7 protein-coding genes are annotated in these 14288 nt (G+C 42.6%); 4 read left to right on the top strand and 3 right to left on the bottom strand.

All coding sequences use genetic code 11. The features are described 5' to 3' along the window. Positions 1 to 78 precede the first annotated feature (78 nt). Positions 79 to 1284 carry a GTPase HflX gene (gene hflX / locus JS40_RS09940; RefSeq protein ID WP_034260219.1) on the bottom strand — a complete coding sequence of 402 codons (1206 nt, stop codon included), beginning with the start codon at positions 1282 to 1284 and terminating at the stop codon, positions 79 to 81. Between the two features lie 591 nt (positions 1285 to 1875). Between hflX and JS40_RS09935 the strand changes: the two genes are divergently transcribed. From JS40_RS09935 to JS40_RS09920, 4 genes are read left to right on the top strand one after another with little or no spacing between them, the layout of a single operon-like run. Next, positions 1876 to 4485: a T9SS type B sorting domain-containing protein gene (locus tag JS40_RS09935; protein ID WP_034260218.1), complete on the top strand. Its 2610-nt coding sequence runs from the start codon at positions 1876 to 1878 to the stop codon at positions 4483 to 4485. Between the two features lie 12 nt (positions 4486 to 4497). Then, positions 4498 to 6636 (top strand): choice-of-anchor L domain-containing protein, encoded by a 2139-nt coding sequence (locus JS40_RS09930; RefSeq protein ID WP_084677474.1) that lies wholly within the window; start codon positions 4498 to 4500, stop codon positions 6634 to 6636. Positions 6637 to 6664: 28 nt separating this feature from the next. Then, entirely contained in the window at positions 6665 to 7579 is a 915-nt protein-coding gene (locus JS40_RS09925) for a PorP/SprF family type IX secretion system membrane protein (RefSeq protein WP_034260216.1), read from the top strand. Positions 7580 to 7602: 23 nt separating this feature from the next. After that, the gene (locus JS40_RS09920) at positions 7603 to 9501 is read left to right on the top strand and encodes an OmpA family protein (protein ID WP_034260215.1); all 1899 of its coding nucleotides are present in this window, start codon (positions 7603 to 7605) and stop codon (positions 9499 to 9501) included. Positions 9502 to 9823: 322 nt separating this feature from the next. On the opposite strand, the gene JS40_RS09915 is transcribed toward JS40_RS09920, so the two are convergent. Continuing rightward, positions 9824 to 11269 carry a DUF5689 domain-containing protein gene (locus tag JS40_RS09915; protein ID WP_034260214.1) on the bottom strand — a complete coding sequence of 482 codons (1446 nt, stop codon included), beginning with the start codon at positions 11267 to 11269 and terminating at the stop codon, positions 9824 to 9826. A gap of 26 nt (positions 11270 to 11295) precedes the next feature. Further along, positions 11296 to 14163, bottom strand: coding sequence for a carboxypeptidase regulatory-like domain-containing protein (locus tag JS40_RS09910; protein ID WP_034260213.1), 2868 nt, complete (start codon positions 14161 to 14163; stop codon positions 11296 to 11298). Positions 14164 to 14288: the final 125 nt, after the last annotated feature.

The following is a 14288-nucleotide window of genomic DNA, read 5'->3' as shown; positions in this document are numbered from 1 at the left end:
TATCTTTGGTTAGTTAGTCTTCGAAAGGTTCATGCTACAAATGAAAAGCCGTCATCTCTGACGGCTTTTCTATTATAATTATTCTGTGTATTCATCATACAGGAAATGGTTATAAGGGAACCTACTTACGTGGATCTCTTTCACCTTTTCATAAACAAGACGTCTAAACTCTTCGAAATTTTCCTTTTCCAGTGCTGAAATAAAGATGGCTTCGGGGTTTGCTGTATGCATCCAAGTACGTTTCCAGTCTTCCAGCGAGTAATGTGCCTTGGTCCTTTCGGTCATCAGGTCATCTGCTTCGATGGTTTCAGGTTCGTAAGCATCAATTTTGTTAAAAACCATGATCGTTGGCTTATCGGCACTTTCAATTTCATCCAAGATCTTATTTACCGAGGCTATATGATCTTCAAACGACGGGTGGGATATATCGACCACATGTAGGAGGAGATCGGCTTCTCGAACCTCATCCAAAGTGCTCTTAAAGGACTCAACCAATTGAGTGGGTAGCTTTCTAATAAACCCTACGGTATCTGTCAACAAGAATGGTAGGTTGCCAATAACTACCTTACGAACAGTAGTATCTAAAGTAGCGAACAGTTTGTTTTCTGCAAAAACTTCACTCTTACTAATAACGTTCATCAATGTAGATTTCCCCACATTAGTATATCCTACCAAAGCCACGCGTACCAAAGATCCCCGGTTACCGCGTTGCACCGCCATTTGTTTGTCTATTGTTGTGATCTTCTTCTTTAACAATGCGATTCGGTCGCGAACGATCCGACGGTCGGTTTCTATTTCGGTTTCTCCCGGACCACGCATTCCAATACCCCCTCGTTGTCTCTCTAAGTGGGTCCACATACCTGCCAGTCTAGGCAATAAATATTCATACTGTGCTAATTCTACCTGAGTTCGCGCATAACTGGTCTGAGCGCGTTGCGCGAATATATCTAATATGAGATTGGTACGATCAATGATTTTACATTGAAGGATCTTCTCTATGTTCTTTTGCTGAGCGGGTGATAATTCATCGTCGAAAATTGCAACGCCAATATCGTGCGCTTCTACAAATTGTCGCACTTCCTCGAGTTTCCCTGTACCAATAAATGTTTTAGGGTTAGGCATTTCCATCTTCTGCACAAAACGTTTCAGTACCTCCCCTCCGGCAGTATAGGCTAAAAATTCCAGTTCGTCCAAATACTCCTTAGACTTGTCCTCATCCTGCTGTTGGGTGATAAGGCCAATGAGTATGGTCTTTTCGTAATCTAATTCGGTTTTTTCAAGCATATCCTCAATTTCTTTCACAAAGGTACAAAACACATTGCACTGCTTTTTTGTATTTTACATGCAATTAACAGTCGTTGCATGGAAACTCCTTAGTATAGAATCCCAACCTACACCATGAGTAAGTTTAAGGAAATTGATAACTATTTAGTATTATCACCACACGGAAATGCTTCACTCCTCTTATGGTAGTTTAAATTATTATGAGAATAGAAATCCTTTTGATTAATTTTATTTTTCACAACTCTATTCAAGAAATTCAGGAATTAATCCGCTAGAACATATCTCAGATCTTAACTTACACAATTTTAGGTTGTTTGCAGGAGACAGAGAGTGAATCCTTTTAGAACTTTTACAGGAAGAAAATATTTGGCAGGAAATAGTGATCACTTTATGGCCTGCACCGCTTGTACATTTCATGAAAATTAACGTATATTTAACACGGCTTTAATCGGAAAATTCTTGCGGTACGTCTAAAAAATATCACAAGAATTTTATAATTGATAAAATTATATAATTTAGTGCGCAATAACAACCAACCTCAACTATATGGATTTACTTTTATCCCCTAAATTAACTTCTAACCTTTCCAAAATGTTAACACATAACACCATGAGTGCTAAAGCCTATTTAGCGCTTTTTTTATTTTTTACAACAGCACTTACTTTTGGTCAAACCACTGTTGATTGTACCGCAAGTCCGTTGAACAATACGTTTTGTTATGCTAATAATGACAATTCATCGTTCGTATTCCAAAGTTCCAATGGATTTCCTCTACGTATTGTATTTAATTCGGGTACCGTAGAGAATAATTTCGACGAGGTGGTGATACTCGATTCCAATGGGATTACCGACCTTAATGAAGAAACTCCTTATGGAAATAACGGTGATCTTACGGGATTGACCTATACTTCTTCAGGAGATACTATTACATTAATGATTACATCGGATGTGTCGAACAGCTGTCAGTCCGGCGGGCAGACCGCCTGGGACTATGATGTTTTTTGTACTACCTGTCTTAATCCTGAAGTAAACTTTGCTGCGGAAGGAAATTGCGATGGTGACGGCGAGTTTTTTATCAATGTTGACGTTACGGATTTGGGCTCAGCCTCAGCTCTGGAAATAACAGACGATCAAGGATCCACGCCTGTAAGTGCTCCAGGTACGGGTACATATCAAATTGGGCCTTATGTGCCTTTCACCAATGTCACTGTCACAGTGACGAATTTGGACGACACCAGCTGTGCTGTTAGTAGTGACCCGCTTACCTTTGTTTGTATAAGTGACGGAGGTTGTGAACTACTTAATGCAGGGCCGGATGTAGTACTCTCCTGCGAAACGCCTTGTACCGAACTGGAAGCAGAGATCATTGCCGTCCCACGGCTAACAACTTCTTCATATTTAGTTCAAGGACCTATATGCGATCTTCCACCTGTTTCCGGTGGAACTCCTACAAACTTGGTCATTGATGACCGATGGAGCGATGTCATCACGATCCCCTTTACCTTTAATTATTTTCAGAATGATTATACGCAACTGGTAATGGCTGCAAATGGCCAGATCTCGTTCGATACCTCACTGGCCAACCAATTTAACGGATGGAACAGTGCCCCGGAAGATCTTCTACCGTATACCGATAGCAATTTCCCACTAAATACAATTTATGGGGCTTTTCATGATTTGAATCCTGCGGTGAACCCGGATCCGGCAAGAATCAACTATTTTGTTACGGGAGAAGCTCCGTTCCGGATTTTTGTGCTCAATTTTGATAATGTCCCTCATTTTGGAAGTTCTTGCGATAGTACTTTTTTCACGACGCAACAAATCCTTCTGTATGAATCCCTGAATGTAATTGATGTAAATCTTATCAACAAGCCAAGCTGTCCGGGTTGGAATGAAGGATTGGCTACCTTAGGTATCATGGGGAATGACTTAACCGAGTTTAGTGTGCCGCCGGATCGTAACACAGGAGTATGGGAAGCAACGAATGAAAACTGGCGTTTTGTACCTAACGGGCAGCCTACGGGTGCAAGTTCTTTCCAGTGGTTGGATCCAACTGGAGCAGTCATTGGCACATCACCTAGAATCACTGTGTGTCCAACCGAAGATACCGTCTATACCGCAGTGCTTACTACCGAACTTGAAGACGGCTCAACCGAAGTACGTATGGATGACGTGCTTGTTGAGCTCGAACTCTCCTTCGCTATTGAAGTGACACCGGATGTACAGGCGTGTGACCAAGAATCGGCAGATCTTTCTGTAACAGTTAGCGGCAGTGGCGCCCCCAATGCAACGATTCTTTGGAGTACTGGTGAAACCACCCCAACCATCACTGTAAGCCAATCCGGCGATTATACTGTTACGGTAACCGTCGAAAATTGCAGCCTTGAAAAAACGATCAATGTTCAGCTGGAAGATAGTCCGGTGATCGACCTGGGCGCAGATATCGAAACCTGTTTCGAAGAACCTGTGATCTTGGATGCCTCTCCTACTAACTTCGATCCCGCGACTGCTACTTATGAATGGAGCAAGGATGGTGTTGTTTTAGCTTCAGAAACCGATGCCACACTGGTGGTCACCGAATTGGGCGAATACAGTGTTGTCGTAACAGTTGGCTTCTGCTCTAGTACCGATAGTATTTTGATAGAACCCCGAAGTGACCTTGAGGTTACGGTAGGTGACGACTTTAAAACCTGTGCCAGCGATATACGAACCATCACAGCTAATACAGATGAGACTGACGTTTCCTACCAATGGCTACTAAACGATGAACTTATTCCAGGGGAAACCGGAAGCAGTATCGAAATTTCTTTCGAGCCGAATACCGTGGGAACACAAACCTATACGGTGATCATTACAAAAGGTGATTGCACCGGCACCGATAGTGTAGATGTCACTCTTTACAATATTGGTCAATGTGTGATTTCTGAAGGGTTATCTCCAAACGGAGACGGGATGAACGATTGTCTTGATCTGGAATATCTGGTCGATCGTACCGGAGCTTTTTCAGTAGAAATATTTAATCGCCTGGGAACAAGCGTTTATACTCAATCCAATTACTTGAACGAATGGTGCGGACAAGACAATAACAATGCCCAATTACCCACAGGCACTTATTTCTATGTTATTAAGTTCGATCAACCCGATCAAGAATTCGGTGCCGTGAAAAGTGGTTGGATCTACCTAAATACCCAATCTAATTAATACCGAAAACGAATGAAAATAAAACTATTGATTCTAATATGTTTGAGTTCCTTCATCACACAGGCCCAATCGATTGTGGTCAATGATGTGAACGATCCTCAAACAGATCTTTCAGCCGAAGCACTCATTCAGGAAGTACTGGTAAGTGGCAGTTCCTGTGTGGATATCGAGTTGACAAATTTGGCTGATAACCCCGACGGAGCTTCCAATATCAATGAACGCAGCTGGGGTTATTTTAGAGATGGAGGTTCTAGTTTCCCTTTTTCTGAAGGGATTATCCTTTCCTCCGGATTTGCCGTAAGTGCCGAAGGCCCTAATGATAATACGGGAACATCAGACGGGAGTTCTTTGGACTGGCCCGGCGATGTTGATATTGAAGCGATTTTGAATAATCTCTACGGAACCACGGTGGATACCAATAACGCAACCGTATTTGAATTTACCTTCAGCTCAAGCCTTACGGAGATCGATTTTGAATTTATATTCGCTTCGGAAGAATATGAGGACCAATTTGAATGTAGTGACCTCTTTAGAGATGGATTTGTATTTCTTCTGAAGGGTCCCGGAATTCCGGATGATTCCGGCGCTCCGTTCGGTGGAACAAATATCGCTGCCATCGAGGGGTCCAACAATGTCTTGGTGAGTACCGCCACAATTCACTTAGATCCGGCAGATGACCCCGTAAACGGGTTTCTATGCGGCGGAGAAGTCCCCGGTGTAAATTACTTTCCCGAGTTCTATGTAAGTAATGATAATGACAATACCAATGATGTGCCTATTCAGTTCGACGGACTTACGGCCTCATTGACAACTGCAACCGTAAGTATTGTACCAAACGAGATCTATACCATAAAATTGGTGATCGCCGACAGAGGAGATGCTTCATTTGACTCGGCTGTTTTCTTAAAGGCAGGAAGTTTCAATATTGGAAATGTAGACCTGGGAGACGATATCTTATTGGGCTCCGGTGATGCCGTTTGCGAGAATACCGAAGTTACCTTGGACGCAGGTTTTGTGGACGGAGGTACCTACAAGTGGTTTAAAGACGGTGTTGAAATACCTAATGAAACAAACCAAACGCTTGTAATAACCGAGACCGGATTATACAGCGTAGAGATCGAATTGAACAATTCCGAATGTGTATTAAACGACGAGATCCTTGTAGAGTTCTTTCCAAATCCTGAATTCGACCTGGGAGATGATCGCCTTGTTTGTGAAGATGAGACCATCATTTTAGACGCTACGGTAACAAATCCGGGCGAACTTTCGGACCTAGGCTACAAATGGTTAAAAGATGGGGTGGAGATACCGGGAGAGACTAATAGTACACTTGAAGTTTCAGAAACCGGAACCTACAGTGCTGTTGTCACAGGAAATGGTTGTGAGATCACGCAAGAAGTTTTTGTAGAGAAGATAGTTTTCACCGTAGATATTGGAGACCTCATCGAACCCTGTGGCGATTCCAGTTATGAGATCGTCCCTGTGATTGTAGGTCAAGATCCTGCTAACGCAACCTATGTGTGGAGTACAGGTGAAACAACTCCTACTATTACTGTAACCGAAGACGGTGTCTACAGCGTGGAAGTTACTATTTTTGGGTGTGTGGAAACAGATGATGTGACCATAAACTTTAGAACCCTTCCCGAAGTAGAATTGGGAGAAACCATTATTAAATGTGCCCAGGATGTGGCGATCTTGAATGCGACACCTATTAATGCCGATCCAAATTCAGTGACGTATACATGGTTCTTGGATGGTGGTGTAATTGAAGGTGCAACTGGCACCATGCTGGAGGTTACCGAAGCCGGGATCTATACCGTAGACATTAATGACGATGGTTGTATTGGCTCTGATTCGATAGAAATAACTTTTTACGACAATGAGAATTGTGTGATCACCCAGGGGATATCCCCTAACGGCGATGGTCAAAATGACTTCTTGGATCTTACCTTCTTGGACGATAAAGAAGACATTAAAAAACTCTCCATTTTTAACAGAGACGGTCGCATTGTATATGAAAAGACAGAATACATAAACGAATGGACCGGAAATACCACAGACGGAGCAGAACTTCCTGTGGGGACGTATTACTATGTCATCGAATTAAATGCTAACGATCCGGTAACCGGATGGATCTATCTAAACAAATAACCAACTAATAATAAAACAATCTAGTATAATGAAAAAACTATCGCTATTAGTACTCTTAGTAAGTATACTGTGTATCGATTATGCTTCGGCTCAGCAAGACCCGCAGTATACACAATATATGTACAATATGAATGTGGTCAACCCTGCCTACGCAGGAAGCAAGGAAAGCTTATCGGTCACAGCTTTGTACCGTAAACAATGGTCTGGATTTGAAGGCGCACCAGAGACCATCACCTTTGCAGCACATTCTCCCATAAGCGACAAAATAGGCCTGGGACTCTCCGCCATTAAGGACGAATTAGGCCCTATTAAAGAAACCAACGTATTCGCAGACTTTTCCTATACTCTACAGGTAAGCGAAAGCCTTAAACTGGCTCTGGGATTAAAGGCAGGAGCTACGTTTCACGATGTGGGATTGGTGGATCTAGAGCTACAGGATCCAAACGACCCGTTCTTCTCTCAAGACATTAATAACACCTATCCCAATGTGGGGGCAGGAGCCTTCTTATACGCAGAGAACTTCTATTTGGGTCTTTCAGTTCCTAATTTATTGAACTCTGTTCATTTGGACGAGAATGGAATTAAGTACGGAAGTGAGACCAACCATTACTTCGCTACAGCAGGTTATGTGTTCCAGGCTTCAGAGAATGTAAAGATAAAACCTTCGGTTATGGTGAAATCGGCTTTTGATGCGCCGGTATCATTCGATGGGAACCTCAATGCACTATTTTATGAGAAATTTGAAATAGGAGCTTCCTATCGACTGGACGATTCATTTAGTGGACTCGTAGGATTCCAGGCGACTCCGGCCATTCGTATAGGGTATGCTTACGATCATGTCGTTTCAGATATTAACGTAGTAAGTGATGCCTCTCACGAGATCATCCTAACATTCGACCTTATCTTTAACAAACGTGCAATGCGTTCACCCAGATACTTCTAATCACTAATTTAAGTTCATTCAAAATGAAAAAAATATATACATTTCTCTTACTTATAGTGGTCAGCACTACCGTGGCCACGGCACAGAATAAAGACACTAAAAAAGCAGACGATCTGTACGATAAACTATTGTACACCGATGCCGCCGAAGCATATCAAAAATTGCTGAAGGATGGAAAAGCCGGACGTTACGTGTTCGAGCGTTTGGGAAACAGCTACTATTATTTAAATGATACTAAAAAAGCCGAAACCTACTACCGCCGCGTCGTGAAAGGCAAGGACGTAGATGCCGAAACGGTCTACAACTATGCTCAGGCCTTGAAAGCCAACGGTAAATACAGCGATTATACTACGTATATGCAGCAGTTCGCCGAAATGAAACCTGGTGATTCCCGCGCAATGGAGTTCATGAAGAGTCCAAATTTTGTCCCTACACTGGCAGAAACCGAAGCAAAATTCTCTGCAACAAATTTGAAGGATATCAATACCGAATATTCAGAATTTGGAGGGACCGTTATAGGAAAGACCTTCTATTTCTCATCTGCAAGAAATACCTCCCGAAAAAAATACGGGTGGAATGAAGAGCCATTCTTGGATATCTATAAAGCCGATATCGTGGGAGGTACTGTTAAAAATGCCACTTTAATTGAAGGCGGTGACCTCAACACAAAATACCATGAAGGCAATGTGGCTATTTCACCGGATGGCAAACGTATGTATTTTGACAGAAACGATTACTTTAACGGCGATTACGAGACCAGCGAGAGCGGGATCAACCAGATCAATCTGTACTACGCCGAAAACATTGATGGTGTATGGCGTGGAATCCAATCGGTTCCCTTCAATAACAGCGAATATTCTACAGGACATCCGGCCCTTAGCCCTGACGGAAATACACTTTATTTTGTAAGCGATATGCCGGGCGGGAAAGGAATGAGCGACATCTACAAGGTCGCCGTAAATAAAGACGGAAGCCTGGGAACACCTGTTCGGTTAGGAGATCATATCAATACGGAAGGAAAAGAAGTATTCCCTTCTGTGGACAGTAACGGTACCTTGTACTTTTCCAGCAACGGCCACATGGGAATTGGAGGACTGGACGTGTTCGCCGCAGAAGCTTCAGGAAGCGATTTTGGAGCACCTAAAAACTTAGGGAATGGTGTGAACAGTGCCGACGATGACTTTGCATTTACATACGATCCTGCTACAAAAGAGGGATATGTTTCCTCCAACCGTAAAGGCGGAAAAGGAAGCGATGATATTTACGCCGTAAAGGAGATCGAAGTCCCTTGTATCGTCACGATCAACGTTCAAGTAATGGATGAATATACAGACACTCCAATAGCTGGCGCACGTGTTGATCTCTATGACGCTTTTGAAAACAAGATAAGTTCAAAAACTACCGGCGATGACGGAAAGGTTGACTTCTTGGCTGAATGTGATAAAGAACATGTGGTACAGGCATTGGCAAAAGGATTTGAACCAAATGCCATTACAGAAACCAAAGGAACAGATAAAGAGGTTCGAAACAGTATGATCGAATTGCGTCCAATTGAAGCCATTATCGTAGACGACAAAGTACAATTGGATCCTATCCTTTTCGACCTTGGAAAACACAATATCAAGCCACAAGCTGCCTTCGAATTGGATAAATTGATCGCGATCATGCAGAAATATCCAAAAATGAAAATTAAAGTTGAAGCGCATACCGACAACAGAGGAAATGATGTTTCCAATCTGGAACTATCTGAACGCCGCGCTCAAGCCACTGTGCAGTATGTTATTTCAAAAGGGATAGATGCAAGTAGAATTAGCGGTGAAGGATTTGGAGAGACCAAACCGGCCGTTGACTGCGGTACCAACTGTAGCGACGCCGAATACCAAAAGAACAGACGTTCCGAATTTATAATCGTGGAACGCTAGGTCATTTTCAACTAAATAACCAACCATCAACCAAAACCCCTTCGTAATTGAAGGGGTTTTACTTTTACGGACTTCACGTATAGCTCCTTTACTTTTTCTGAAAGGAATTGCTTCAGCTGTTTCCGGCTGTTTCAGAAACGGGAAAGCGGAAGTGACTTTTCTATTCTTCTGAAAAGACCCTCCAAATACTAAACTGCTTCTGTTTCCGAAGCATTACACATCCGCAGAGTAGTCTGCTTTAAGAATAGAGACCTTCAGAAAAAGCATCGCATAAAAAAACCTCCCTAACATGGGAGGTTTTAATTTTATAATGATCGAGTGTTTAGTTCGAACGAATTTCGATCTCATCAAGCTCGTAGGTTCCGTCAAACTCTGCTTCACCACTACCCGTGTACTTCCAAGCAATGTGCCCGCTTCCTGTGATACAGGACAGGTCTACATTTCCTGAGGTAAACCAGTCACCAAAGAACTCTCCGTCTGCTACAACATAAGCATCGGAAAGCAAGCTCCAGGTAGCCGAGGTGATGGTTGCAGGATTTCCGTCCCAATCATTTGAGAAAAGGACTTCCAGTGTGCTACCGTCACTAAAACTGTTGGAGGTTTTAAAGGTTATGGTTTCACCGTCCTGAGCATCGAAATTAACTTCAGGAGTGATCAACCATCCTATAGATGCATCGTCACCACTGTTAAATGAGCCCATACGTGCAGAGATACCTAAAGATGCATTGGTCCCATCGTCGAAATATGCTTCCCACGTTTCGGTTCCCGCTTCAATATAATTGGTCCAACCGTTGCCTGAAATTGGCGACCCTGTACTTTGTGTTTCGAAAAAGTCACTAAAAAGCACATTGGAACCAACGCTGGATACAAGTCCACAATTCACCTCCATAGGATCGCAACGTTCGGTGCTGTCAAAATTAATAGCTGACGGCTCGTTTACAGTAACGTTCAACTCATCCCCGAAGAAATTATATGTCAACAATCCGTCCAAGGTACCTCTCCCGGTTGGGAGTAACAACGATTTATAATCGGCGAAGGTAGAAGTGCTAAAAATAACGGTTGCGCCAGTTGCGCAACTTTCTAATAGTCGTTCCCCGTCAAACTGATCATCAGGTTCTGCAGCAAAGGTCTTTGGATCTGCTCCAAGTACTTCGTTACGGTTAAACTGTACGTCGTTTAAACGAATGTACAGGTTTGTCAATTCTGCATTAAAATCGTTGATTGAAAGTGGCAACGGCACAATTTCTTTAACTTCGGGATCTCTGGTGATCACGTCGAACAGATTGGATTCTGCGATCTTCGCAACATCGTTCCCGTCACGAACGCCCAGTGCCAAAACACCACTGTCGAAAGCAACACTTAAGTTCTCTAACTTCACGAATACTTTTCTCCCAAACTCGTAAGTGGTAAACAATGGATTGACATCTGCCAATACCTTAACACCCGCATTTGGATTTTGAAAATCGTTTTGAAGAACAAGTTCTTCGAAGAAATTTCCTGCTTCATCACTGGAGATCACGTACCCAACAATGTATTTGTCGTTATCGGGATTATCTTCATTGAAAGTAAGTATATTGTTTCCGTTACTATTGATCTCTTGTTCCAAAAGGTCGCGTAATGTTGCGATCTCGATCACTTTTGTTTGATCTATTGTAACCGGCTCAATCTCTTGAGAAGGCACATCAAATTCGTCATCCTTTACACAAGACACTACAACTACCAGTGCCAGGATAAGGGTAAAAAGTTTATAAATATTTGCAGTTTTCATTAGGTATAATTTATTTTTTATTTTAATTAGAATCGAACGTATAGGTTAACATAATAGGTAGTTCCGTTTCCAAAGAAGTAACGGGAACCAAATACCGGGGTATCGCGTTTGCTTTCTTCCAAAAGCGATCGGTAGTCTGCATTACGGGAATCTTCAAATCCACCTGTAATGTATTCTTCTCCAAGGATATTGTTGATTGTTGCAAAGAACCCAACATAATAATCTTTGATCTTCCATGATTTCCCTCCCACAACATTAAAAAGCATGTAATCATCGAACTCTTCTTGTTGTAATAAGGTACGAGCTATCTCCTCATCGTAATCGTTGAAAGGTTGTCCTGCGAAATCGGTCGTGAACCCGGCAGATCTTCTCAATGTACTTACATCAATATACGCATTTGAAAAATAATTTCCGGTAACGCCCACCCACCAGAAATCAGGATCGCGATATTCAAAACCTAGCTGATAGGCTCTTTCCGGGCCTCCTGCTACATGGTAGTTCTCCAAGTTTGTTGTCCCGTCACCAAAGATTAGTTGTCCGTTGTTGATTCCCGGAACGTTGTTCACGCCTAAGAAATCTTCCGAAGTAAAATACTGGTTTGGATTGTTTGTGTACACATTTTGTCCCACAGATGCAGCCGCTTTCAGTTTTACGGTAGTGGTCACTTGTGCTTCCACGCCCAGTTCGGCTCCAATACGGCGACTTTCGATACCCGTGATAATTTCCTGTAGAAACGCAGCCCCGTCTTCTGTGCCACGAGCCGATTCAGTAAAATAGAAATTAATATCGGTTTGATCTGCAATGGTGTTGTAGTAACCTGTTAATCGCGCCTTTACCAAAGGAGAACGATAGATATAACTCGCATCTACATTTTGGATCTTTTCGGTCTCAATTCCTACAACCACATCGTTATTTTGTCTCGCATTGCTAAAAGTATTTCGCAAATTAGGTGCTTTGGTCAAATACCCTGCATTAAAATCCAACAAATGGCGTCCTGTGATCTTGTAGGTAAGACCTCCTTTAACCCCGTAATCGGTGAAACTAACTTCTTCGCTGGGGCCAAAAGATGCAGCTCCGGGGAAGTTCCCGTTCTCGAATAATCCAACACGTTGATAGCTGGTTTGTCCGGCTGAGGCCGCCACGTAGAAGTCGACAATGCTGTACTCGAACTGAGCTTGTGCAAAACCGGAGATCACGTCGGCATTAAGATCGTAGTTGTATTTATAACGATCTCCTTCTTTTACGATCCTGTTAGGATTTCTAAGGTCACTCTGCGCAATGTCTGTAACTACTTCATTGCTTTCTCCTTCTGCAAAGAAGTCCACATCCAAATAACCGGTCCCTCCCAAAAGGTCCTTCAACTCTGCAAAGTTCTCGCTTTTTAGATTGCGGTAGTTCACTGCACCGTTAATAGTGATATTTTCTGAAATACGTGTATTCAAAACAGAATTCACGCTCAACTGAGTATCGTCATTTCGGTCATTTTGAATCGCGTAGATTGAATTTCCGCCATTTGCTGAAGCAATAGCATTGGCACGATACAGTGACTCCCAATCCAGTTGCCCGTCATTAATGAATTCCTGTTCTGCCTGATACGCTAATTGATAGTCGTAAGCCGAAGGATTCTCGAAACGCAGAAAATAACTTGGCAGTCTTTGGTAATAATTTCCGAAGGGATTACGAGCCCCACCTATATACGCATTCTGTCCGTTGATCGTAACGAGACGGGTTCCTCCGTTATCGATACGGGTGTTCCCCACTTTCCCAAACTGATAACCAATATTGGTGTTAAGTGTTGTATTCTCTCCCAGGTTCCAGTAATGGTTTAACATTAATACTGGTTCTTCTATCTCACGAATTCTACTGTTGCGAATCTCTCCGTCTTGATATCCCCAGTTAGGATTATATCTAATTCCTTTCAGGTCCCGAGCCTCTTGTGTGATCGCTGTAGAACGACCTCTTCTGTTTGGTGTATAAAACCCTGTAAAGTTAAGACTATGGTTTTCGTTGATCTTTTTTTCTACAGAAGCAAAGAACGAATTGGCATCGTAGAGGGTCCCGTCTTGGTACCCTTCATCGCCAAAGCGACGTGAAGCCAATACCGAATACGCCCATCCATCTACACTAAGACCACTGTGATAGGATCCCATCACCCTGCCTTCATAACTTCTGTTGGCCATGGCATATGAAACGCGTCCGCCTTGACGGTATTGAGAAGCTCTCATAATAATGTTGGTCGTCCCGGCAACGTCTCCAAAGGCATAATCATTTGCCTTTAAACCCATAGAAAAGACCCGGTTTCGTTGTACATCGTTCAATCCTCCCCAATTCCCCCACTGTGGGCGACCGGTGAATTGCTTGTTCATTTCGATCCCGTTGATCAATACTTTCCCATTGGCATTGTCTAACCCTCTTGGGTTAAAAAAAGTAGCGCTAAAATCGAAAGCAGCCGCATTTAGGAAAACATCATTAGAGGCCTGTAGTAGTCCTGAGATATTAAAAGAAGTTCCCTCGTCCTGGTCGAGCTCGTTGTCGCTAAGGCTTATAATCCCTATTTGTGCCTCTACTTCGGTGAGATCCACTTCCAGAAGAATAGGATCTAAATTTACTGTTGCACCGTTCTGGACAGTAATTGGGATACGCTGGGTAATATATCCATTCTTGTTCACGACAAGAACCTGCTCTCCTTGAGGGATATCGGTTCCTGAAATAGTGAAGAGACCTTCCGCATCGGTCATGGTATTGTAAATACTTCCCAAAATGCGAACTTCCACATCGGGAATAACCTCGCTGGAATTGGTATCCACTATTCTTCCTTTTACGATAGCATCTTGTGCAAGTCCCGAAAAACTACAGAAAAATGCCACGCATAAAGTAACAATGAGTTGTTTCATTCGTAATTTTTAAAATTTGTTATTAAGAAATCATTATAAATCGCGTGCAAAACTACATTTTTTAAATGAAATTCCTACTTTTGGCGCGGCAATTGTAATGAAATTTACACAAACTTAATATCACG

This window comes from Altibacter lentus (genome assembly GCF_000746845.1).
In the GTDB taxonomy this organism is placed as follows: Bacteria; Bacteroidota; Bacteroidia; order Flavobacteriales; family Flavobacteriaceae; genus Altibacter; species Altibacter lentus.
The sequence above is the reverse complement of the archived record's forward strand: the minus strand, read 5'-3'. Positions and strand labels throughout refer to the sequence as shown.